Source organism: Amycolatopsis panacis (assembly GCF_003600245.1).
GTDB classification, from domain to species: domain Bacteria; phylum Actinomycetota; class Actinomycetes; order Mycobacteriales; family Pseudonocardiaceae; genus Amycolatopsis; species Amycolatopsis sulphurea.
This window is the reverse complement of record NZ_QZFV01000068.1, coordinates 74,711-97,824: the sequence shown is the minus strand read 5'-3', so window position 1 is coordinate 97,824 and position 23,114 is coordinate 74,711. Positions and strand designations below refer to the sequence as shown.

Sequence of the window (23,114 nt, the reverse complement as noted above, 5' to 3'; positions counted from 1 at the left end):
CCACATATCGCCAAGAAACTCCTGCGTCCCGTTATGACGCAGATACATGCACGCGATCTCCACCGCCCGGTGCAATCCACACGACTTCGGCCGCCCGATCTTCTTATTCCACGGCTCGGTCAACGATCCACGGACTCGCCACACAAGCTCCTGCATCTGCGACAACATGAGGCCTGTAGTACGATGGTAGCGCAACGGTTCTCCCGGGTATTGAGAATTCTTTGGTCGGAACTCTCAAATTTTCTCGCGAGGACCGTTGCCTTTCTCGGTGACACGCCGGAGCGGATCAGAAATTCGCGTAATTACTCACAATGGTTTTGAATAACGCTCACAGTTGGAGTTGACGACTGTACTGTTCCGGAAAAGAAAAAATAACGAATGTGAAGCCATGCTGTCCGACTTGATGCTCAAAATACGGCAAGGGCTCAGGTGGCACCATGAGATCGTGAAACATGCACATGAGATACAAGCACTGCTAAGAAGTGGTCACTGATCCGAATATCCTTTTTTCGAAAAATGTAATGTGTATTTGGTGAACACGGACCGGTCGGTGTTCGTGGCATCGCTAATAGTCTTAGGAGGTTGCAGTGGCCGGGTTGGGGTCCCGGCCTGGCTTGTGACGCCTGTCGCGAACGTAGACTGTTGCTTGTTTTCCTTCACCGGGAATGCGCCGGTCGAGGTCGAACAGCGTGGTTGCGGTGATGAGGTCGCTGAGCTTGGAGTAGCCGTAGGTGCGGGAGTCGAACTCCGGGCGTTGCTTGGTGATGATGCTGCCGACCGCGGACAGCGGTGCCCAGCCGTCGTCGTCGGAGGCGGCTTCGACGGCGTTGCGCAGCAGGGTGACCAGGGTCGTGTCGCCCTTCAGTTGGGCGCTGGAGGTAACCGATTTCGGTGCGAGCGTCGTCTCGGCCGTCGCTGCGGAGTGTACGGCGTAGGCCAGGTTTTCGACGTAGACGAATTTGTCGCAGGCGGCGACGAAAGGCTTGGGTGTCTTGCGCTCGCCGAAGCCGTACACGGTGAGCCCGGATTCGCGCAGCCGCGCCGCCAGCCGGGTGAAGTCGGAGTCGCTGGAGACGATGCAGAACCCGTCGAAGCGTTGGGAGTAGAGGAGGTCCATGGCGTCGATGACCATCGCGGCGTCGGTGGCGTTTTTGCCGGTGGTGTAGGCGAATTGCTGGATGGGCTGGATCGACTGGGCGAGCAGGTGGTCTTTCCATCCTTTGAGGTTGGTGCCTGTCCAGTCGCCGTAGGCGCGTTTGACGTGCGCGGTGCCGTACTTGGCGACCTCGGCGAGCAGGGCTTCGGTGATTGAGGGCTGTGCGTTGTCGGCGTCGATGAGCACCGCGAGTTTCGCAGTGCTGTCGCTGCTCGTGGCCACCTGCTGCCTCCTCCGCTGACAATGCCAGCTGTCTTGCCCGCAGCCGCTCGCCCGATCGCCGCTGCGGTGGGCAACTACGGTTCGGTCGGACGTTTCAGCGCCGAAGAGTACGTCGTGCGGTTGCCTGTGTTCCCGAGCATACGGTGGTGTAGGTGACTCAGCACCCCGCTTTGATCTGCGCTGGCGTGGAGTCCCAGGCGATCCAGCGGACGCTCAGTCGGTGAGTGCGCGGGGTGTGGGGCTGAATCGGTCTGCGAGCAGGTCGTCGAGCAGGGCAGGCACGGCGGCGGGCAGGAGCTTGTCGCGGCACTGCCGTAGCTCGTCTGCTGTCCACCAGCGGCGCTCGATCAGCCCTGTCTTCTCGTTCTCGGTGGGTTTGAGTGCGACTTGCGGCGCGGTGGTCGGTGTGCGGCTGAGGAAGACGTGCTCGATGCGATGGTGGTCGCGGTTTTTTGTAGCGGAAGCGGGATTCGCGGATCCACAGCTCGCGGTCGAGAGTAGTGAGCGTGATCCCGGATTCCTCGGCGAGTTCGCGGCACGCTGCGGTACGGAGGTCTTCGCCTTCGTGGAGGCCGCCGCCGGGCAGTTCCCACCAGTGGTGTTCGGGGTCGGTGGGGTCGAGAGCGTGGATGAGCAGTACGCGGTCGGCGGGGTCGAGCAGGAGGACGCGGGCACCGATTCGTGGCGTGACCGTGCTGGTGGAGGCAGGCATCCTGCGGCAGATCCCTCGCGTTCGGCGGACGGGCATGCGGCCCAGCAGCCGACGACGAGCTATGGAGGCCGAGCGAGTTAGAACAGAGTCGGCTCCGGTTCGGCGCGTGTGGCCGCCGTGGCGGGGTTCGATGTTAGCAGTGAGATAGCCGCGGTCATCGACACCCGCACGGCGAGTCCCGAATGGTCGGTGAGCCGTGGGCGTGGTCGTAGCGGTAGCCCAGGTCCGCGCGTCGTGCCCAGCTGTGCGCGACGGAGTCGGGGTGCAGGTGCCGGTACAGGTCCGCCAGGCCGTGCTGCTCGGTCAGCCCGGTGTAGAAGTCGTACTCGACCGGGGCGAACTGGCCGCGATGCGGCGGCTGGTGGGCGGGTTCGAGCACGTTGAGGTCGCCGAGCAGCAGCGGTGCCTTGCTCGCGGTGGCCTCGAGGGCACGGCTGAAGTGCTGGATCCAGGTCTTCTTCCGTTCGGTCTTCGCGGCGGTGGCGTCGTGAGAAGGCACGTAGGCGCCGATGACGCGCAGGGGTCCGTCGGCGGTGTCGAGCACGATGCCGGCTGCGCGAGCGGGCAGGTAGTCCAGCGTCGCGCCGAGCGGGTCCGGGGTGGAGGCGAGCTTGCTGACGATCATCACGCCGAGTTCGCCGGGCGCGTGGTCGGGAAAGGTCACCGCGTAGCCGGCGGCGGAGAACGCCTCGGCGAGGAACTGGCTTCCCGCGGTGGCCTTGGTTTCGGTCAGGACCAGCACGTCCTCGGTGCGTTCGGCGAGCCAGCACAGCTGGCGCTGGGCGCGCTCCAGCGACGGGGCGCCGACGTTGACGGTGATCAGGCTCAAGACATGCCGGACTCTTCTCGGTCAGGACGTGCTGGACGAGGGACGCGACCGTCGCGGCGATCGCGTCAGGCGGGCCAATGGTGGCGTTCAGGCCGACGACTGGCCAGCCCCGGTGTTCCAGGTCGGCAGGGCGTCGGCATAGAGGGCGGTCTCCCTCTCGCTGTTGTCTTTGGCGCGCTCGAAGCGGCTGTTCCCTCCGCGCGCTCGCAGCCGGGCGTCGATCACCTGCGGGACGCCATTGAGGATGATCGACAGGTTCGGCCGGTAGATGCCGTGGTTGAGCTGCCACACGGTCTGTGCGGGGACATCATCCAGCTCTTGCAGCACCAGGGAGGACGCCACGTAGCGGTCGCACACCGCCACGTGGCCCTTGCACAGCGCGAGCAGGATCTCGGCAGCGAGCTGGTGATGCCGGTCGGCCGCGCACAGGCAGGCCAGGGCCATGCCCCGCGGAGCAAGGCGCGCCCACCGACGGAATGGGTCAGGTTTGAGCGGGCAGGGTGGTGGCGAGCCATTGCTGGTCGTCGCCGTTGCTGTCGGCGAACTGCTGGATGGGTGCGCCGTTGTGGGTGGCGGAGTCGAAGGCGGTGGCGACGCCGCCGCTGAAGACGCTCTGGAGCTTGACGGCGCCGTTCTTGCCGGTGACGAAGGTCCATTGCTGGTTGATGTCGAGGCGGCAGGGGTACTGCGTGAGTGCGACGCCGTTGCGGGCCTGGTAGCCGGTGACGTCGAGGCACTTGCGTGAGTTGGCGTTCTTCAGCGCGTATTTGTGGGCGCCGAGGTCGACCAGTTCCCAGCGCTGTTTGCCGTTGTTCACGCAGTCCCAGAGTTCGGTGCCGCGGCCGTCGGCAAGGGCGTCCTCGGCACCGCCGGAGACCTGGACACAGCGTTGGGACTGGACGCCTTTGAGTTCGAGGACGCCGGGTTGCATGGCGATGGTCTTGCCGGTGTGGTTGACGTCGATCAGGCGCCAGGCCTGGTTGCCGCTGTGGGTGTTGGTGTACTGGACGACCAGGGTGGCGTTGTCGGTGCCGCCGTTCGCGGTGCTGGCGGCCTTGCCGCTCTTGACGTTACGCAGCTCCATCATGCCGTCGTCACCGACCGGTATGAACTCCCACATCTGCTCGGTCGCACTTTCGACGCAGTCGTTCTGCACGAGGGCGTCGTTGTTGTTCACACCGCCACCCGCGACCGCGAGGCATTTCAACGAGTTGACGTTCTGCAGCGCGTACTTGTCGTTGCCCTTGGCCCGCAGCACCCAGCGCTGCTTGTTGCCGTTCACGCAGTCCCAGAGTTCGGTGCCGGCGCCGTTGTTCTCCGCGCCCTGCCCCCACAGTCCCGCGACCTGCAGGCACCGCCCGGACTGCAATCCCTTGAGTTCGATGACCAGGCCTTCGGCGGGCTTGGCGAGGTCGAGCTTGGCGGCATCGTGCTGCCCCTTGTCCAGGAAAGCGCTCAGCACGGCCAGCGTCGGAGTTTTCAAGGCCTCTCGGGCGGCGGCGGCCAGGTGGGGGCGGAAGCCGTCGCGCTCGGCGGCGTCGAGGATCTCCTTGGTCTGACGGGTCTTCAGCCCGAGGTCCTTGGCGTCGCGGGCTTCGATGTCGCGCTGGTGGGCCGCGTGCACCCCGGTGGCGATGAACTGCTTCAACGCGGCGGGGGTGTTGGCGTCGAGTGCTGTCCTGGCCGCGATCTTGACCTCGGCGCCGGTGGTCTTGGTCCAGATCATGTCCACGAAGTCCCGGTCGGGCAGGTTCTTCATGTTGTCATCGGCCACGACGCCGAGAGCCGCCGAGACGGCCAGCGCTTTGGCTTCCTGAGCCTCTTTCAGCTCCTTGGCTTTACGTTCGGCTTCTTTCGCGTCCGAGATCTCTTTCTGCCGATCGAGTTCACGCGCGTCGTAGATACCCTTGTTGATGAACTTCTGGTAATCTTCGGGGGTACTCTCCGGCCGGAGCGCGTCAGCGGCGGCGTTCTTGACCGCGGATCCGTCTTTGGCTTTCTGCCAGACCCGGAAGACGAATTCCTTGTCCGACAGGTTGATGACCTCGTCGGTGGCTTCCATGCCGGGCACCTGCGCGACAGCGTTGCGTTTGGCGGTGCGGGCCTTCTGCTTGGCGAGATAGTCGGCGATCTCGTTGTCGTCGTCGGCCTTCTTCGCGGTGTAGATGCCGGTCTTGATGAACCGGGTGCACGCGTACTCGTCGGAGCTGGTGAACGCCAGCAGCGCGGCGTTTTTGACCTCGCTGCCCTCCTTGGCCTTGCGCCACAGCGCGAGCACGAAGTTCTTGTCGTTGAGGACCAGCATGTCCTCCCGGGCGCTGATGCCCAGGACGGCGGCGGCCTTGAACTTCTCGTCGGTCGTCGACTCCTCCAGCAACGCCGGCGCCGACACGGCTGCGGGGGTCGGTGCGGGCGCGGCCATCGCGGCCGGCGGACCCAGCGTCGTCGCGAATATCGCCAGAGCCAGCGAACCGATGGCGACGTGACGCCCGCCACCCGAAATGGTCATTCCCCGCGCACGTCTACTACGCATTCATGCATCCCCTCGAAACGTGGTGAAACCGTTCCACCCATGAGCGCATCGATTACTGACTCCCCGGCGTTACGTCCGTTATGGCAGACCCCGTGTTTTGTGTCCTGGATCACCAGTGAGGTTTGTTTGCGCTTGCGCAGCGACCATCCCGTGCTGTTGGATGGATTACCGTGCGGGCCATTCGGTATGTCATACGAAGGTCACTGACCAGTCGAGGGGAATTGTTATGAACAGGCGATCGTTGGTCGCGGTCGCGTTGCTCGCGGCTACGACTGTCGAGATGGTGACTGTCGCACCGACAGCCGTCGCGGCTTCCGCGACGGCGGGGACCGTCGCCGGTCAGGTCGGCTGGAAGCAGGCCATGGTTCGGCGGCTCACCGAAAAGGACGCCCGATCCGAGGTGCGGCTCGCCGCGTGGAACGCGTTACTGAGCAAGGATGTCGACGCCGCGGTCACGCGATTCCTCGCACCGGGCGGGGGTTACGAGACAGCGAAGACGCGCGCCGCACGCAACGCCGCGCGCAACGAGGACATCATCCGTCGGGTGCTGTCGACCACGTCCGCGCTGGCCTCGCCCGCGGTGCACATCGCGGCAACCCGGGCTTCGCACGGAACCCTGGACGAGCAGGACGAGTTCGTGCGCACGGGATGGGACCAGGCCAGAGCACAAGACGAGAACTCCGATGGCCGGAAGGATCGTGAGGTTGCGCGCCAGGCGCAGGCCGATCGCGACTACGTCACCAGGCTCGCCGCGAACGCCCCGGGCCAGTGGGTGCGGGCCGCCGCCCAGCGGGCCATCGGGAGCGACGCCGGCCTCGTGGAGTTCTTCGGCTACGAATGGGCCGGCGCGGCCCGCTGCGACGTGCAGGCCTACCGGGTTCGGCTGGCCGATCAGGAACTGCTCTGGCAGGCACGGCTGAGCCAGCTTGTCAGTTTCGCCGAGGAGGCCGAGGCGGCGTTGGCGCGTGCCGAGGCGGCTGTAGCGGACAACGCCCGAGCTGCGGCCGTGCAAGCCTGGCGCACCGTCGCCGAGCATGCCACCGCTGCTGAACATGGCTGGGACACCGAGCGGCAGCGCGCGGCTGAGCAGGCGAAGTCGTGGGGCGCCGTCGCCGAATTCGCGAAGACCGCGAGCACGGCGCAGGACTGGACCACCATCGCCCGGCAAGCCGATGAGAGTCACGCCGCGTGGGCCGACGAACAGGCGTGGGCCCAGTCGCAGGCAGCACGGTGGCGGACACTCCTCGACACCGCCCGCGCCGGTGAGGCCCGCGCTGCGGCTTCCCGCTGATTTTCGTCCACACGAGACGTCACTCTGACTTCAGGAGTAGCTTTCCCATGCGCACCAACATCTTTAACGCCTTACTGAGACACGGGCGGGGGATTTCGCGCGCGCTGGTCGCCGTACTGGCCTTCGCGGTGTTCCTCGGTTTGGCCGCGCCCGCTCAGGCACTCGACACACCACCACCCACGACCGCCGCGCAGCCGATCTCTCCGCCGATCACTGAGGAAGAAGCCGCGTTCAACCGGCAGCTGGTTCATGACATCGTCGATTTCACCAGCGATGCCGAGGTTCGTGACGCGGCGAAAGCCGCCTTGGCGACCAACGATCCGGTGAAGATCAAGGAATACCTCGACGTCGGCGACGCGCTCGCCAAAAAGGCCGCCGCCGAGCGGAAGAAGCGCGTCGTCGTCGAGAACCGCGCCCAGGTCGCCGAATGGGCACGCACCGCCGGCCCCACCGCACGGGCCCGCGCCGCCGAACTACTCGCCGGTGGCGACGACGCACGGATCGCCGACTTCGTCGCGTTCGGCAAGCGACTCGCCGACGACGAGGACAAACAGATCGCCGACGACGCGGTCAAACGCGCCGCGGTGATCGAAGCGCGTGTGGTATCGATGGTCGCCGCAGGCGGCCCCGAGGTGAAAGCCGCCGGACAGGCGGCCCTGGACACCCACGACCCAGTAGTCATCGCCGAGTTCTACAACCACGAGTACGCCATCGCCAACCAGCGCGACGCCGATGCCCGCGCGGCAATCGAAGCGGCCATGGAAGCGCGGAACAAGGCGCTGGCCGAACTCAAGGACCTCGCCGAACGCTCCACCCGGGCGGCGAACGCGCGCACCGAGATCCTCAAGGCCAGCGTGCAGGCGGTGCGGTTCCTCACCAACGCCTCCACCGCCATGAACCTGGCCAACCAAGCCGCCAAAAAAGCCGGGAAAATCTTCGAGGTCGACAAATCCGGCCGCCCCGCGCGTCCCGGCCGAGCGCCGGAGCTGGCGCAGCAGACCCGCGACGCCAAACGCGAATGGGACAACGCCGTCGCCGCGGCCCGGGAAGTCACCATCGCCGCGGCGATGTCGGAGACCGCGACACGGCAGCTCGCGGAGACCGGTCTGACCCACGGGATCGAATGGGGCAAGGTCACCAAGTCCGTGGACACCGCGGCGCAGTCCGCGGTCAAGGCGGCCGAAACCGCGTTCCACGCCGCCGAAGCGACCGAAGCGGCCAGCAAGGCCCTCGACGCTGACGCGAACGCCCAGGTCCACGCGGACAACGCCGCCGCGTGGCGGCAATCCGCCGAAGACCACGCCAAGTCAGCTGCGGAGATCGCCGAGGCCGCCCGCCAGCAGGCACAGGCCGCCGCGGACGCTGCGTCGCGTACCACACAGGCCCGTGACGAGGCCGAACGCGCCGAACAACAGGCCTGGGCAGCGGCGAAACGTACCCGTGACGCCCGGCTGGTCGCGGAGAAGGAGCAGCGCACCGCGGCCGCCGCGCGAGCCCGCGCGGAGCAGGAAGCCCGTAACGCCGCCGGAGCCCGTGCCAAGGCACAAGCCAACGCCGCCATCGCCGCGGCCGCACGGGGCAACGCCACCCGCCTGGGGCAAGCCGCCATCGCGGCTGAACAGCTTGCCGGGCGGGAGGAGAAGAACGCTGTCGACGCCAGTGGGCGAGCGATTGACGCGGAGCGGGCGCAGAACGCGAAGCTCGCTCATGCCCAAGCCCTGGAGTCGATCGCCGCGAACGCGGCATCGGGAGAAGCGGCAAACAACGCTCGCGCCGCGGCCACCGCAGCGCGTGCCGAAGCCAATACCGCGACAGCGGCAGCCGGGCAGGCCAGGGCGGCGGCCAACGTGGCGACAGGTGCCGCGGTACGGGCACGTTCGGCGGCCATCGAAGCCGCGAGTGCGGCTGCTCGGGCGAACGCCGCCGCGAACAAGGCGGAGTCGGAAGCTGCCGCGACGCACGCGTCCGCGGTGACGGCCAACGCCGCCGCAGCGACCGCCACCGCCGAAGAAGCCCTCGCCGCCGAACACGCCGGCGCCGCGCAACGGCTGGCCGCACAGGCCGCGACCGAGGCGGCGCAGGCCCTGGTCGCCGCCAACCGCACCAAAGCCGAAGCCGACGCCGCGCTGGCTGAAGCCGTCGCCGCAGCCGTCCAGGCAGGAATCGCGGTGCGGGCGGCACAAGCGGCCGGAGCGTCGGCAGCCGGGATCGCCGACCCCGCCGGAATCGCGTCGGGTACTCCGGAAACCGCTAGCGACCTCGCAGCGGAGCTCGCGAAGCAGGTCGCCGAACAGGCGAAGATCATCGGTGCCGAGCAGGCCAAGGCCGCCCAAGACCGGGCAGCCGAAGCCACTGCGGCGGCGGCCCGAGCCGCTGAGGCTGCCAAGCGGGCCAGGGCGGAGGTGGCCCCGGCATACACGGCTGCCGCTGCAGCCGCTGAATCGGCGTCGGCCGCATCACGGTCCGCGGCTGACGCACAGCGTTCCGCAGCGGCAGCTGCCGAAGACGCTGCCGCCGCGCGCGATGCCGGTGCCCGAGCATCGCAAGCAGACGCCCAGGCACAAGGCGACGCTCAAGCAGCACGCCGCGCCGCCAACGCCGCCGCCAGCGACGCCGCCATCGCCGGCCGCTCAGCCGCCAACGCTGAATCCGACGCCGCCATCGCCCGCGGCGCCGCCAGCAAAGCCGAATCCGACGCCGCCATCGCCCGCGACTGGGCCGAAAAAGCCGAAGCCGCCGCGACATGGGCCGAGCAACACGCGAAGAACGCCGCCGCTGCGGCAGCCGAGGCCGTCGCAGCCGCCCAGCGCGCCGCGCAGGCCGAGAAACAACCCGACCCTGGGACAACACAGCCCTCGGGCGCCGCGGATGACCTCGGTGAACCCGCCCTTGGGCACGACCTGCCCGCTGACCGCCTTGAGGCGCTGCGTGGGATTGGTTACACCGGATCCAGCCGTTTCACCTGGCAGGAAGCCCTCGACTTCGCCGACCGCGGCCCCTGGCCGCAAGCCGAAGTCTGTTTCGCCCTCGGCGGCACCATCGACCAATGCCGCCCCGGCGGACCCCTCCGCGGCTTCGCCGGATTCATCTACGACGTCTTCCTCTCCGACATCAAAGCCTGCGCACTCCTCGACGCCAAAGCCTGCGCCAGCTTCGCCGCCGGCGCCGTCGGACGCGGCGCCAAAATCATCCGCGAAGCAGCCCAAGCCGGGAAAATGGCGGGCCGCAAGGTGCCCGGCTACATGCCGGCCCCTGATGATCCGCCGCCTGGAGTGAAGGGCGCAACGTGGGCAAAGCGGAAGACGTCAGTTCAAGGTGGTGGCGGACTCCGCAAAAGGTGGAAGGACGACAAGGGAAACATCTACGAGTGGGACTCGCAACACGGCGAGTGGGAGATGTATAACAAACGCGGCAAACACCAAGGCGTCCTTGACCCCAACACGGGGGAGCAGATCAAAGGCCCCGACCCCACCCGGAGCGTCGAACCATGAACGATCCCGCAGTCGGATGGCAGATCGAAGCGTTTCGCAAGTCGGACGAACTTTTGGACTGGGTCCTGGATCTGCCTCCGGGGATCAGTCATCACACCCTCGAGGACATACTCGGCTATGACGATATGTCCAGGCCCGAGGGGTATCCCGCCACTGCTGAACAGGTCCGCGCCGTCCTGAACCACTTCGACGTGCCAGCAGATACTGCTTGCCCGCTCGACGACACCAAACTCAAGTACTACGTGGCAGCCTTCGCCGACACGCGCACGACTCAAGCCGACCCCGATCCCACCCGGAGAGTCGAACCATGAATGATCATGCCGTGGGATGGCGAATCGAGGCATTCCGCGAGTCGGACGAACTCGTGGAATGGTATTCGGACCTCCCTCCGGGGACCAGCCATCACGTCCTGGAGAGGGTGCTCGGTGTGGACGACATGTCCATGCCCGAGGGGTATCCCGTCACGGCGGAGCAGGTTCGTGCCGTTCTGGACTACTTCGACGTGCCGGAAGGCGCTGCCGGCCCGCTCGACGACGCCAGATTCGCGTATTTCGTCGCCGCCTTCGCCGATACGCGCACCACGAAGCCAGCTTCAGGCCCGTCCAGTGGCGGGCAGACACCGCCCTAGGAGTAGATCGAGTGGTCTGCCCGTTTGAGCGTGACCGTTGCCCGCTCCGGCGCGACTGGTGATCACGCTCTAGTGTCGCGCGTCGTTAGTTGGTTTACGGTGGTGTGTTTGCGATGATGGGTCATGCCTTCGTCGGGTTTGGTGGTCAGTGACGAGGACCGCGTGGGTCTTGGAGCCGTGGGCACGGTCGCGGGCGATCCGGGCGAGCCATGTCGAGCGGGCCCGGATCGTACCGGCGTTCGCCGGCGGGAACGGGACCCCGGGCACTGCCCGACTGCTCGGGGTGTCCCGCCCGACAGTGATCAAGTGGCGCGATCGGTTCGCCGAGCACGGCCTGGCGGGTTTGGACGACCAGCCGCGTTCCGGGCGGCCGAAGACCGTCGACGCCGCCTCCATCATCGCCGCGACGCTGGAGCCGCCGCCGGAGGTGCTGGCGGTGACGCACTGGTCGAGCCGACTTCTGGGCCGGCACCTCGGGATCGGAGACGCAACCGTGGCCAGGGCGTGACGCAAGTATCACGTGCAGCCCTGGCGGCAGGAGACGTTCAAGTTGGATTCGACGTTTGAGCCTGGCCGATCGTATGGACAACGACGTACGAACAGCTCGTGAACGAGGGGCACATGGCCGTGACGGACGTGCCCTACGAGCTGACATCCGAGGAACGCGCGGTGCGCGGCGACGCAATTCGCGTGCTCCAGGACAGTGCCGCCCACCGCGGCCACCCGTCCGCGTCGCCTGGCGACAGCGTCCCGGTGCTCCACGCCATGTTGCTCGCGCTGGCCTCGGATCCAGCTGAGAGCGAACTCTCTGAGCGTGCCTGGGCGGTGTTGGACCGCATGGAGGCCATGCAACGGTCGACAGCCGGCTCGTCGCGGTGGACAAGCTCGCGCAGCAGGCCACGAAAAGGGTGGCCGATGTGTGATCATGGCGTTCGCCAGAGCCGACGTGCGGTACATCGCCGACCACCTCGCCAGCCTGGGCAAGGTGCCATCCGCGGTCATTGACGCAATGACCCCCGCTGAGGATCGACGCTCGGCCCTGCGCGAGCTGCCGCCAGGTGGCCTGATTGTCGCCACCACCGCCCTATGCGAACCGGCAGACCTGTGGCCGACACGGATAACCGTGGTGCTGTGGCCCACGCCGAACCGCCGGCGACAGGTGCCCTCGGAGCTGTCGCTGGTCGTGGAGGTGCGACCAGACATCGCGATTCACGCACTCTATTCCGCAGAGACAACAGATTGACACAATCTGGGACTACGCAGGAGGGCCAGCTCTATCCCATGATAGGCAAACCCTGAGGTTGGAGGGCAAAGCTGACGGCACCTGACGGCGTCGGGCACCACCACCGCCGGACGGCGCAGGCTGATGACAGGCAGCGTTCTCAGATCGGGCTGCATACGTGCCCTGCCTGCCATCGGGAGTTTGGCTGCGCCTCGCAATGTGTAGCCCCGGCTGAGTGGTCTACCGCCGGGACCGCTGGCCCGGGTGTCGTCGCCGCGGACTGTTGGTGGTGGCCGTTACCGTGGGTCCGGCTGGCCGTGAACGTGCACGTCGTTGCGTGTTTACGACAACCGGCGGGAGGGATGTGAGTGGGTGACAGATCAGGAGTTGTTCTCGCGTAGCCAGCGCTCTCCGGGTGCTCTGAAGCCTGCGGGTTTGGCGATGCGATGCGCGGGGCTGGCCGCGGCGGCGATGAGGCCGTCCGCGATGGCTCGGTTGGCAATGGAGTCCGGCGCGGAGCGCCGGAGGCAGGACCACGCTGGTCTACCGCACCGACCTTCCGCGACTGCCGCAATGGAGTCCGGCGCGGAGCGCCGGAGGCAGTCGGAAGTTCTAGTCACAAGGCTTGGTGGATTGCCGCAATGGAGTCCGGCGCGGAGCGCCGGAGGTAAGACTCGCGGATTCTATAGGTCGTGACCTGGGACGTTACCTGGCCCTGCGAGCGGTCGTCGATGTACGCCTTGAAGTCGGATGGTCGAGGTTGGATGGAGGCAGGATTCGCGGTCTGATCTGCGCGCGAGCGGTGCTTGGGAGTTGGGTGGGTGCTGGACCGCTCGCGGTTCATATGATCTTGGCGTTGGGGTCGGGTAGCGTTCGAGGTTTCCCGAGGGTGCGGATCGGTGCCGCGGATCGGAGCGGGCCGAGGTCGATTTGGATGATGCTGGCGTGGGTGAGGTCGATGACGTTGGTGACGAGTGATTCGAGTTCCGCTCGTTCGGCGAGGGACAGGTCGCAGAGGAAGACCGAGTATTGGAGGCGTTCGCCGTGGTCTTCCATGAGCGTGCAGACTCGTCGGAGTCGCGCGGGGTCCGCGATGTCGTAGGCCATCATGGATCGATGCCGGGCCATGAGTGCTTACCTGGTGATCATTGGTTTGTATTCGGGGATCTCGCCGACGAGGGCACCGGCGAGGAGCCGGGCTTGTACGTCCATGACTCGACGGTACGAGATGCGGTAGCCGAAGACCGGATGCCGGATTTCGGTGTCGAGCCGGCGTTCGTAGGCGCGGAGGACGGTGCGCCGACCGTCGGCGGTCAGGGAGACGGCACCTGCGCGGCGGAGGAAGTCCGAGTCGTTGATTTCGCCGTTGTTCAGCAGGCCGACCACGACCGAGTCCGCGATCAGTGGCCGGAACTCTTCGGCGAGGTCGAGGGCGAGCGCAGGTCTGCCGTGGCGCGAACGGTGGTAGATCCCGAGGTAGGGGTCGAGGCCGACACCGAGTGTGATCGCGACCAGGTCCTTGGTCAGCATCGCGTAGCAGAACGACAGCAGGGCATTGAGCGGGTCCGTCGGTGGTCTCCGGTTGCGTCCGAGCTGTGAAAACGTGTGGGCGATTTCGTCGGCTGCGGGAGCGATCATGGCTGGGAAGGCAGCAAAGTACAGTCTCGCTGCGGTGCCTTCGATGCCCAGGAGAGTCGGGAAGGTCTCGGCGGATCGTGCTTGGCCCGCAAGTCGCTTGAGTGACGCTAGGGTAGCCTCCACGTCGCCTCGCGTATTGCGGCGGAGCAGGGTCCTGGCGTTGAGGATCTTGCCGCCGATGATGCTCTGCGCGAGCCCGGTACCGCCTTGGGCGTGCATGGCGGTTTGCCTCCGCCGCAGCTCGGCGTATTTCGGGGGTTGCCCGAGCGCGTAGCCGTGCAACCAGCCTCCGGTGCTCAGCCAGAGGACCGGTATTTGCCGGGCGAAGCACGCTTGCAACGCTTGCGTGCTGACCTGGACTCGGCCGAACACAGCGAGCTGGGCGACATCGATCAACCGGAACGAGGCGAGCTTCTCGTTGTCCCGGGTCACGTCCAGCCGCCCGCTGCGGACTCCGACGAACGATCCTGGCTCGGTGACGTACACCGGCCGTTGGTCTGGAGCGCTGGGCACCAGCGGCCGCGGCGGCTGGTCTCGACGCGAGAGAATCGCGTTCGTTTCGTCGGGCAGGCACAGGCCGACGAGCGGGCATCGAACGCATTTGGGACTGTCCACCAGCGGCAGCGGTGCGGTGGAGTGCTCGGCCACGCTGCGGGCATCGGCGACGATGGCTTCGACCCGGGCTATGCGTTCCGCAGTCAGGTCGATGCGGACCCGTTGCCTCGTGGCGGCGTAATACAGTTCCGCGTGCGTGCACGGGTATCCGTTGTCGCGCAATGCCAATGCCTGTAGGCATACCTGGACTTCGTCGCTTGGCCACGGGCTGCCGTCGGACTGCGGCTTGCCCTTCTTGTAGTCGATCGGGACGACTGCTCCGGCACCATCGCTTTCGAGCAGGTCAAGTTTGGAGATCACGCCAAGCCGGGGCGAACTGACTGTGACCGATCGCGTGGCCTTCACTGGGCCGTCCTCCGGAAGCGGCACTGCTCCGGACGCTCGGTCGACGTTGCGGTGGATCTGCTGGCCGAGACGGGTGTCGTCGTTGTCGGCGAACCGGGCCTCGACCCATTCGAGGTAGAACAGGCGCGGGCAGTAGACGAATTCGTTGACCATCCGCGCGGGTAACAGGTCTTCCGTCGTTGCCGCTCCTCATGGTTCGGGTGCGAACAAGCCGAGCCCGAAGTGGCTCAAGTGTCCCAGTGTAAGTGGTCCGGCGATTTCCCGGTCCAGTGTGACGGTGACGGACGCGGATGGTCGGCGGCGGGCAGGGGCGGATGGCCTGGCCTGTCTGAACGGGGCGTTTTCTGGCCGCAGGGTGAGTTCGTGGACGTGCAGGTCGTTGTGTCCTCGGTAGGCGAGTTCTCGTTCGATCTCGGTGCGGAGGAAGTCCGGCCAGTCTTTCTTCTTCGGGTACCGCGCTGGGGCGAGCGGGGTCAATGAGGTCCAGCGGCGTGAGGGCCGGGCTAGTTCCGGGGCGATGTCGTGGATGTCTCCGGTGTCAGCGGCGCGGAGTGTGAGGCGCCATTTCTCGTTCATTCCGGTCCTGAGTTGCGTCACGGCGGTCAGGGCGTCGAGTTCGTCCCCGCCGAGCCCGGCGGGGATCCAGACCAGCAACCCGGTCAGGTGACGGCCTTGGGTCAACGGCAGGTAGTGCGCATGCTGATGGTCGTCGCGTGTTGTGGCACCGGCGGCGGTTTTGCCGCCGAGCAGGCTGTCCGCGGGTTCGGCGCGGCGGTCGCCGAGTTTCCGCAGCGCGGCTTTGCGCAGGAGGTCTGTGTAGATCAGCGCGTCAGCGCGGGGCGGTCGTACGCGCTGTGCGACGGCGAACCGGACAGCGGTCACGGTGGGTTTCCGGCGCTGTCGTCGCGGTCGGGGTGCGCCGGGCTCTTTCTGGTAGCCGGCGAAGCGGGTGCCGCGGGGGAACAGCAGTCCGCCTTTGCGGACGTTGACCGGCCGTGCAACCAGCGCCTCCAGGTCGAGGGGGTGTGTGGCTGCCAGCACGGCGGTGACCTCGGCGTTGTCGGGGATCATTTCGGCCGTGTTGACGGGTATCCAGGTGTCGTGACCTGCTGGTGCCCAGCGATCGGTCAGGGTGGCTTCGCAGATGCTGTCGGCACGGCCCAGGTACGGCAGGGACGCGGCGAGTGTGGCCAGGGCGTCGCGTTGCGGGCCGGTGAGTTCCAGGCCGTGCCATTGGAGGGCGAGTTCGCTGTCGGGGTCGAGGACGGCGAAGGCGTCCAGGGTCTTGTCGATGCTGGCGGTGGCGGCGGTGTGTTTGCTGTCGGGGTAGTAGTGCCGGGTGTGGGCGATGGTGTGGGCGGGCACGAACATCGTCGGCGGGAGGGCGAGTTTGTCTAGGAGCGCGTGAACCACGTGCTTGTCGAGGTCGGGGGCTCGGGTGCACCAGACTGCGTACAGTGCCCGCAGGATCCGCCAGGGCGACGGTGGGAGTTCGACCGCGCCTTCGTTGACGTGCCGTCCCCAGGGGGTGGCGTGGTAGCGGCCCCAGGGGAAGCGCAGTGCGAGGGTGATGGTCATTTCTTCTTGCCTTTGTCGGCCCAGTGCACGGTCAGGGGCTCGCTGGTGCCGAGTATGTCGGAGCAGCGGGGCACCAGTTCTGCGATCCTCGCGGTCAGCTCGTCGAGTTTGGGCAGCGGCGGGCTGTTGCGGCGGGCCTGCACGTCGCCGTCGAGATCGAGGTCGCAGGCGGTGCGCAGCCGCAGACCGCCGGACAGCAGGGACCTGATCTCCCACAGCGCCACCGTTTCGAGGAGGTCGGCGGCGGGCGCGGGCAGGCTGTAGGAGCGCAGCAGTTCGGTGTCCAGGACGAAGGAGGCGCGGATGAGTTTGGCGGTCCATTCGGTCCGGGCGAACGGGACTGATCCGTAGCCTTCCGAGGTTCCCCCGGCGTCGTCGGAGATCTGGTGGCGGACGCGGTCGGATTTCCGTCCGCCGCTGTCGGCGCGCTCGACGTGGTGGGCTTCGATGACGCTGGACAGTGCGCGGGGGAACTTCGGCTGTCCCCACCATTCCTTCTGGGCGAAGAACACGCCGTGGATGAGGCAGAACGGGTCCAGCCCGGCGACGGCCGCAGCCATCGCGGACCGGTTGAGGGGGGTGTCTTTGGCCAGGCCGAGACGTTCGCGGATGAGGTCGAACACGGGTTTGCCGTCCACAGTGGAGGCGTGGACGAACGGGGAGGCGAGCCGGTGGGCCTCGAGCCGGCTGGAGGTAAGGAATTCGTCGGTGCCGTTGCGGACCACCCGGATCCAGGGCAGGCCGTTCATGGCGGACACGGGCTGGTTGCTCGGTTCGTCCCATGCTGTGGCTTCGAGCCGGTTGGCCATCGACTGCACCGATTCGACCAGCAGGGCCGGGACGTCCTGGCCGTCCTCGAACCGGGTGAAGGTCGCCGCGCCCAGGTCGGGGAACCCGGTTGGCTGGAAGGTGCTGCCCAGGATCGGGACGAGATCGGCTTCGTAGGCGATGCGGGTTGTCACTGTGCGGACCTTTCTGGAGTGGGCAGGACGGCGATCCGGTGCAGAGCCCGGATCCGGTCGCGTTCGGTGATGCGGAACAAGAGCACGGCGGCCAGCCGATCGCCGCTGACGCGGGCGTCGGGCGGCGGCAGCACCTGGGGGATGCCGGTGATCGTCAGGCGGCGGGCCGCGTCGTCGAGCACGTCGGCGACGCGGCCCGCGATCAGCCGAGCGGGCCACGCATTGCCGGGACGAAGCCGCACCCAGGTCGTGACACCGTCCTTGCCAGGCAGTTCCAAGGCCGCGGTCGACGCGAAAGGCAGCAGGTAGTTCACCGTGCTGACCAGGAGCCCTGGCTCGACGGGAGGCAGCCGAAAGTCGGTTCCGGCCCAGTCGACGGTGACCAGCCCGGCCAGCAGATCGGCGATCCTCAGCTCGTCGAGATGACCGGCGAGCAGAGCCTGCACGTCCGAGGGCCGGGCGAACATGCCCTGGTCGAATGAGATCCTGGCACCGCGCACTGCAGGGAACGGAACTGCGTTGTCGGGTTCGTCGGGGCGGGGCATCGAACGACGCCGCGCGAGCGACGCCAAGGCTGGGACAAGTCCCTGGCCGAGCGAGACCGTGCTGGGACGGCCTGACCACACCGGGCGTCGGCGCGGGCCGGCAGCGACCGGGGACAGCAGGGCACGCAGTCCTCCGAGCGTCGGGCAGTCGGCACCGGGGTCCCGCGCTGTCGCGAGCGCGAGCGCCACCCGCAGTTCCGGATCGTCGGGCAGGGCGTGTCGCAGTTCGTCAGCGAGGGCGCGGCCGTGGGGAAGGACCAGTGGCGACACGAACTGGCGGGTGCGCCCGGCGCGGGCGGCCGTCTCGTGGCATCGCCCGAGAGCTGCGAACACAGCTACCAAGTCGGCCGGGTCTCCGGTCTTCGCGTGGGCGAACAGCGTTTGCTCGACGCCGCGAACCCGGGCTGCGACCGCGTTGCTCGCCGAGCTGCGCAGCGCGTCCAGCCACGGATCCAGCCCGGCGAGCAGTTCGACCGGTCGCCGTGTCCTCGGGACGACGATGGCTCCTGCGGGCACGGCAAGCGGGTTCTGGCCATGGCGGTCGACGAAAGCGTGCCGGTGCATGGCTGTGATGCGCCGGTCTACAGCAAGATTCGCGGCTGCGCGGACGAAGTCGAGCGCCGATCGTGCCGGTTTCGCTCGCCACAGTGCTTTGCCCTCGCCGAGCAGTGCCGCCAGTTCCGGCAGGCGGGTGGGCTCGGCCCATTCCGGGGCCAGGAACTCGCCGAGAGCCGATTCCCCCGGGGCTGCCGTCGCGAATCCGCTGGCCGAGCCCTGGACCTGGAACGGCAGCGCCGCGCCCGCGTAATCGGCACCGTGGCGACGGACCACGGCGGAGGCGAACAGCAGCGTTCCCTCGACCGTCATCAGGAACGCCCAGGGGTTGACGAACCCTTTGTCGTCCGCCTTTTCCAGCGGTGACGACTGTATGCCGCCGGCGCGGCCCGGGTCGAACTGCCCGACCGCGTCCCGCAGATACGGTGCTGATTCGTCTCCGGTGAGCAGTGCGGTCAGCCAGCGGCGGCTGCGCCGGTCGCCTGTGATCGTCCGGACCCGGGCCAGGTAGGTGACCGACAGGTCCTGGCGGCCGAAGTTCCCGCCGGTGCCCAGCAACCGGCTGAACGCGACGTCCGTGTCACCGGTCAGTGCCGTCGCAGCGTCGAGCCAAGCCAGCGCGGCGTCCGGGAACTCGTTGCGGCACAACTGCAGCACGTCGCGCTTGCGGGCGGGGTCCCACAGTGCGTCGTTCTTGCCGCCCCATCCCCGCTGCCGCCCCCGTGCGACCACTCGGTCCGCTGCTTCGACCGCGTCGCGCAGAGCGGTCAGACTGGGTTCGTGCGAGGCGCGTACCCAGTCCAGCGCGGCTTCAGCGGTGGTGTTCTTGCCGTTACCCGCGAACCCTGAGCCGGCGTTCCACGGCGACACGATCGCTTCCGGTTCGAACCGCTCGTCCAGCACCGCCACGAGCGCCTCGACGGTCGGCACGGTACTGCGCAGGACGAACGCGCCGCGTCGCCAATAGCCCGCAGCCTCGTCATCAACGCATCGCGTCACGGCCCGCAAGATCCCCAGGGCCGACAGGTAACCGGCTAGCGGCGTCGTCCGGCAGCCCGGCAAGACGAGATCCGGCATCACGCGCCTCCCGTGGCGCTTGCCCGGCCGTCCGCGGCGCGGACGAGAGCTTCGCAGAACGCCAGCCGGAACGGCCCGAGATCCTCCCGGTCCCGCAGCCGCAGGGCACGGTCGGTCAGCGAGCCGACGCCCAGCCGCGTCGCGGCCAGCGACAGGGCGCGCTCCTCCAGACGCGGCCGGCCCGGCAGGTCGGTCGCTGCTGTCACGGAGCCGTCCCGAACACCCAAGACGGTGTCTTGCGGTTCGTCTTCGAAGGCACGCACGGTCAGCCGCGCCTTTCCGTGATGCGCCAACGCGAGATACACCACGAGGTCACGCTCCGCCACGCCGTCCAGCAGCCCGGTGTCCGGGTCGAGCAGCAGCAACGCGCTGACCAGTTCGTGCCGGAAGTGCCGAGGATCGTGACGCAGCGGTGCCCGGCTGGGCGACTTCGCCCACACGATGCCGGTCGTCGGCGGCGGGCTGTCCGGGTTGGCTTTCTCCAGGGACGCGACGAAGGTGGGGTGGGCTTTGCCGAGATCGTGGTAGCGCGCGGCCAGCGCGATCGCCTCGCGCATCTCCTCCCCGAGGCCGGGGTTCAAGTCGTCCAGCAGCGTGCGGGCGGCCTGCTCGGTGTCGGCAAGATGCTCGGCCAGGCCGACCCAGGCTCGCCCGCTCGACTCCGGGTCGCGGTCCAGTCCATCCGGTCCGGACCGTTGCATTTCCGCGACGGGCTCGACGGGCTCGACCGGGCTCGTGCTTCTCGGATCGAATCCGGCCTGGGGTGTGTAGCCGCCGCGCCTCGCGTCCAAGACCAGCAGCGCGGTCGGACGGACATCGTCCTCGCGGGCGAAACGCCAATCGCCGTCACGCTGGTCAAGCACCACAGACTTCCCCGCCGACACCAGGCGCTTGACCGTGCCCACGGGTGCCGGGCACAGCTCCTCGCGCCGCGGAGCCGGCATCGTCGTCCACTCGTCATCCGACAGATCGCGCCACGCGACCGACACCGTCCGGTCGCTGGCGTCGCGGATGAACGGGCTGACGTCGATGTCGTTGCCGGACAAATCGGGTGCGGTGTCGAACAAACTGATCAGGTCACGCCGCCGCAACACCGGATGCAGCTCCTCGCGCTCGACGACGCCCTGCGCCGCGAGTTCCGACCCCGTCAAGCCGCGCCCCTCCAGGCTGCGCAACTGGCGCACCGAGGCCTCGACATCGGCGGACTCATAGGGCAGGTACATGTCACGGCTTTGCGGTGGCACCACCCACAACAACCGAGCCGCCCGGCTCTCCCCCTACCGATTGCATCGGCCCGCGCGTTGGACCAGCGACGACCACGGCGCCGCCTCCGTCACCAGCGTCTCGGACGTGACGTCCACTCCCGCCTCCAGGACCTGCGTGCTGACCACGATCGTTCCCTGTGCGCCCGGCTGCGTGAGCGCGCCGTCGACCTGGCGTCGCCGATCCCCGGGACGAAACCGCGAATGCAGCAGCACCAGCCGCGCCGCCGGTGCCGCCCTGCGCAGTTCGGCGAACACCGCGGCTGCCCGGTCGACCGTGTTCACCACGACCAGCGTCCGAGTCCCCGCTCGATGCTCGGCCAGCACCCGCTCGGCCAGCGCCTTCGGATAATGCCGCCCGTCCGGGTCGCCCAGCCGAAGCTCAGCCACGGTTCTCCGGGCATCCAGCTTCTTCCACAAGCCCTCGTCACGATCGTCGTCTCCCAGCTCGACAACCGACAAATCCCTGGCGAAGTCCGGGGCTCCCAAGCGATCCGGATCCAGCGTCGCCGACATCCACATCGACCGACACGGCAATGCGGTGCCGAAACTGTCCCGCAGTCCCTGCAACTGCAACGACGTCGGCAACCCGGGCCCCATCAACTGCACCTCGTCGAACACGAACTGCACCCCGGCATGCAGCAACCCGAAACTGCGCGGCCAACTCGACCGCGCCTCCCCGAAACCGCGCATCAACAACCGCGACAACACCATGTCCTGCGTGCCCACGAACACCCGATCACCCACAGGACCGGACGTCCACTCCAGAGCCTCGGGATCCTCCCCGCCCATCAGCACATGCACACCGACCGGCAACCCCAGCCGCTCAACCCACTCCCGAACCCGGGCAACCGTCTGCTCGACCAGCACCCGCTGAGGCAGCACGAACACCAACCACCGCGGAGTGACACCAGGCTCCACCTGACGCCGATACAGCCACGGCAGCACCGCCGCTAACGTCTTCCCCGTCCCGGTCGGCACCCGCAGGACATCCGGAAGCCCCTGCTCGGCCAAACGCGCCTGATACCGGTAAGGACGATTCTTTCCGCCTGTCGCCTTAGCGACGAAGTCCTCGAAACTCCTGACCGCCACGCCCGTTCCTTTCCTGGTCTCCGCCGATCGTCTGTGACGCACCTCCAGGATCGGCCGAGTACTGCGCTGGCATGCGCATCGCGCGGGGCGCCTCTACTACGCATAGCGCAGCATAAGAGCGTCGATCGCTGTCGCGATCGTCGCGATGGGAACGCATGCGGGCATCGTCGATCACGCCGACATTGGAACTCACTGTGCTCACCTGGCGAACTGTAGGACCGAACCCCCGATAGTTTTCTGTTCCGACGAAATCCGGAGACCATGATTGTCTCAGCCCATGCCTCCTCAGCTTCCGTCGATCGTCAGTGGTCTCTCGTGTGACGCCGCCGCGGCTGTCTGACCCGCCCAAACCGTACCGCCCGCAGCAATGAAAGTCGAAGTTGCCTGCATTGTGGATTTTCGATGTGTGCAAACAGGCACGATGTGAAATGGTGCTGCTGTGGGTGCTATCGTCCCGCCGGGACCGCGTCCGACGTGCCTCCATTGGGGCTGAGGTGTCACCTGATGACCGAGTAGTTCGCCGCTGGGCGTGGTCCCTCATCCGCATGCACAACCTGCCTGGGCAAGCGCCGCGGTCGTGCCACTGCGAAGGAGTTGCACGATGCCGAGCCTGGCCAGGAATACCTGGCTGGACTTTGGAAAGGAACATTTGCGGTGACCACCGGCAACACCGTGGGTCGATCGCTGGATGTACCGCGAATTGGCAGCCACTCGGGACGGCCAACTGGTTCGGAAACGATTGGATGTGAGTCCGGCAGGCTCGCCACGCCGTCTGGAGCTACGGCACTCGTCGTTGTCCGGGGACCGACACCCGAAGCCCCGACAACACCGCGTGCCATGTCCGCACTGCAATGTCGCGGCGACGCAGATGAGGACACTCATGATCGAACTCGCGACGATCACAACCGTGGCCACGAGCCTGTTCGCTTTCCTCAGCCTGATGGCCACTCTCGTGTTCCTCTGGAAGGTTTACAACCGCGGCGGACCTGACCATCTCAAAGCCGCCGCACGAGCGCTGCGTGACTCCCGCCCGCACCGGCTGCCCGGCATCAGTTCTGGACTGAGATGCCCGCGCCGACGAAGATCTCCGGCCGAGTGGCACGACCGCGACCTGTCTAACGACGGTGACAAGTATTGAGGTTTCAAAATGCCCTCTTACACGCCGCTGTCCAGCGGGAACGAGAGCAGCGCCTTGCCGCCCTGCGACGCGAGATCGACGACACCACCCGGATGGTCAAGAACCTCGTCCGCAACTTCTCCCGTATCGACAAACCGACCGAGGACTTCGTCCGCGACATCAACGAGGAGCGCGCCGAACTGCACCAGCGCAAGACCCAACTTGAAGCCCAGCTTGCCGAAGC

The 23,114-nt window shown here is 67.3% G+C and carries 19 protein-coding genes and 1 pseudogene; 7 read left to right on the top strand and 13 right to left on the bottom strand.

Annotated elements, in window-relative coordinates:
• Nucleotides 1-574: 574 nt before the first annotated feature.
• From D5S19_RS09720 to D5S19_RS09700, 5 genes are all read right to left on the bottom strand, one after another.
• Entirely contained in the window at nt 575-1,378 is an 804-nt protein-coding gene (locus D5S19_RS09720; RefSeq protein ID WP_120023016.1) for an NYN domain-containing protein, read from the bottom strand.
• Nucleotides 1,379-1,535: 157 nt separating this feature from the next.
• A complete protein-coding gene (locus tag D5S19_RS09715) occupies nt 1,536-2,090 on the bottom strand; it encodes an NUDIX domain-containing protein (protein WP_233573794.1) in 555 nt (184 codons plus the stop codon).
• 154 nt (nt 2,091-2,244) lie between these two features.
• Complete coding sequence (locus D5S19_RS09710; protein WP_233573793.1) at nt 2,245-2,919, bottom strand: endonuclease/exonuclease/phosphatase family protein; 675 nt, start codon at nt 2,917-2,919, stop codon at nt 2,245-2,247.
• An 87-nt stretch (nt 2,920-3,006) separates the two neighbouring features.
• Nucleotides 3,007-3,363, bottom strand: coding sequence for a dTMP kinase (locus D5S19_RS09705; RefSeq protein ID WP_233573792.1), 357 nt, complete (start codon nt 3,361-3,363; stop codon nt 3,007-3,009).
• Between the two features lie 37 nt (nt 3,364-3,400).
• A complete protein-coding gene (locus D5S19_RS09700; protein WP_147397360.1) occupies nt 3,401-5,452 on the bottom strand; it encodes an RICIN domain-containing protein in 2,052 nt (683 codons plus the stop codon).
• 226 nt (nt 5,453-5,678) lie between these two features.
• Here D5S19_RS09700 and D5S19_RS09695 point away from each other — a divergent pair, with 226 nt between their 5' ends.
• From D5S19_RS09695 to D5S19_RS09670, 6 genes and pseudogenes are all read left to right on the top strand, one after another.
• Entirely contained in the window at nt 5,679-6,743 is a 1,065-nt protein-coding gene (locus D5S19_RS09695) for a hypothetical protein (protein WP_158605511.1), read from the top strand.
• A 47-nt stretch (nt 6,744-6,790) separates the two neighbouring features.
• Nucleotides 6,791-10,234 carry a colicin E3/pyocin S6 family cytotoxin gene (locus D5S19_RS33540; protein WP_120023013.1) on the top strand — a complete coding sequence of 1,148 codons (3,444 nt, stop codon included), beginning with the start codon at nt 6,791-6,793 and terminating at the stop codon, nt 10,232-10,234.
• On the top strand, nt 10,231-10,545 hold the full coding sequence (locus D5S19_RS09685; RefSeq protein WP_120023012.1) for a hypothetical protein: 315 nt from the start codon (nt 10,231-10,233) through the stop codon (nt 10,543-10,545). Before D5S19_RS33540 ends, D5S19_RS09685 begins: the two co-directional genes overlap by 4 nt.
• A complete protein-coding gene (locus D5S19_RS09680) occupies nt 10,542-10,862 on the top strand; it encodes a hypothetical protein (RefSeq protein WP_120023011.1) in 321 nt (106 codons plus the stop codon). Before D5S19_RS09685 ends, D5S19_RS09680 begins: the two co-directional genes overlap by 4 nt.
• Nucleotides 10,863-10,985: 123 nt before the next feature.
• A pseudogene (locus D5S19_RS09675) lies at nt 10,986-11,367 on the top strand (helix-turn-helix domain-containing protein); the annotation flags it as partial.
• 414 nt (nt 11,368-11,781) lie between these two features.
• The gene (locus D5S19_RS09670; RefSeq protein ID WP_120023010.1) at nt 11,782-12,105 is read left to right on the top strand and encodes a hypothetical protein; all 324 of its coding nucleotides are present in this window, start codon (nt 11,782-11,784) and stop codon (nt 12,103-12,105) included.
• A gap of 819 nt (nt 12,106-12,924) precedes the next feature.
• Here D5S19_RS09670 and cas2 read toward each other — a convergent pair.
• The 7 genes from cas2 to cas3g are packed head-to-tail and all read right to left on the bottom strand — an operon-like array spanning nt 12,925 to nt 21,753.
• Nucleotides 12,925-13,194, bottom strand: a complete 270-nt coding sequence (gene cas2, locus D5S19_RS09665; protein WP_199730419.1) for a CRISPR-associated endonuclease Cas2 — start codon at nt 13,192-13,194, stop codon at nt 12,925-12,927.
• Between the two features lie 24 nt (nt 13,195-13,218).
• A complete protein-coding gene (gene cas4g/cas1g, locus D5S19_RS09660) occupies nt 13,219-14,850 on the bottom strand; it encodes a CRISPR-associated endonuclease Cas4g/Cas1g (RefSeq protein WP_456061902.1) in 1,632 nt (543 codons plus the stop codon).
• A 21-nt stretch (nt 14,851-14,871) separates the two neighbouring features.
• Entirely contained in the window at nt 14,872-16,260 is a 1,389-nt protein-coding gene (gene csb2 / locus D5S19_RS09655; protein WP_120023007.1) for a type I-G CRISPR-associated protein Csb2, read from the bottom strand.
• The gene (gene cas7g / locus D5S19_RS09650) at nt 16,257-17,222 is read right to left on the bottom strand and encodes a type I-G CRISPR-associated RAMP protein Csb1/Cas7g (protein WP_120023006.1); all 966 of its coding nucleotides are present in this window, start codon (nt 17,220-17,222) and stop codon (nt 16,257-16,259) included. The genes csb2 and cas7g overlap by 4 nt, the downstream gene beginning before the upstream one ends.
• Nucleotides 17,219-19,399: a type I-G CRISPR-associated protein Cas8g1/Csx17 gene (gene cas8g1, locus D5S19_RS09645; protein ID WP_120023005.1), complete on the bottom strand. Its 2,181-nt coding sequence runs from the start codon at nt 19,397-19,399 to the stop codon at nt 17,219-17,221. Before cas8g1 ends, cas7g begins: the two co-directional genes overlap by 4 nt.
• Nucleotides 19,399-20,622 carry a CRISPR-associated endonuclease Cas3'' gene (locus tag D5S19_RS32405; RefSeq protein WP_199730418.1) on the bottom strand — a complete coding sequence of 408 codons (1,224 nt, stop codon included), beginning with the start codon at nt 20,620-20,622 and terminating at the stop codon, nt 19,399-19,401. Before D5S19_RS32405 ends, cas8g1 begins: the two co-directional genes overlap by 1 nt.
• 54 nt (nt 20,623-20,676) lie before the next feature.
• Nucleotides 20,677-21,753 carry a type I-G CRISPR-associated helicase/endonuclease Cas3g gene (gene cas3g, locus D5S19_RS32400; protein WP_199730417.1) on the bottom strand — a complete coding sequence of 359 codons (1,077 nt, stop codon included), beginning with the start codon at nt 21,751-21,753 and terminating at the stop codon, nt 20,677-20,679.
• Nucleotides 21,754-22,633: 880 nt separating this feature from the next.
• Here cas3g and D5S19_RS09635 point away from each other — a divergent pair.
• Nucleotides 22,634-22,891 (top strand): hypothetical protein, encoded by a 258-nt coding sequence (locus D5S19_RS09635; protein WP_120023004.1) that lies wholly within the window; start codon nt 22,634-22,636, stop codon nt 22,889-22,891.
• 17 nt (nt 22,892-22,908) lie between these two features.
• Here D5S19_RS09635 and D5S19_RS09630 read toward each other — a convergent pair whose 3' ends face one another.
• Nucleotides 22,909-23,091, bottom strand: coding sequence for a hypothetical protein (locus D5S19_RS09630; protein WP_120023003.1), 183 nt, complete (start codon nt 23,089-23,091; stop codon nt 22,909-22,911).
• Between the last annotated feature and the right edge of the window lie 23 nt (nt 23,092-23,114).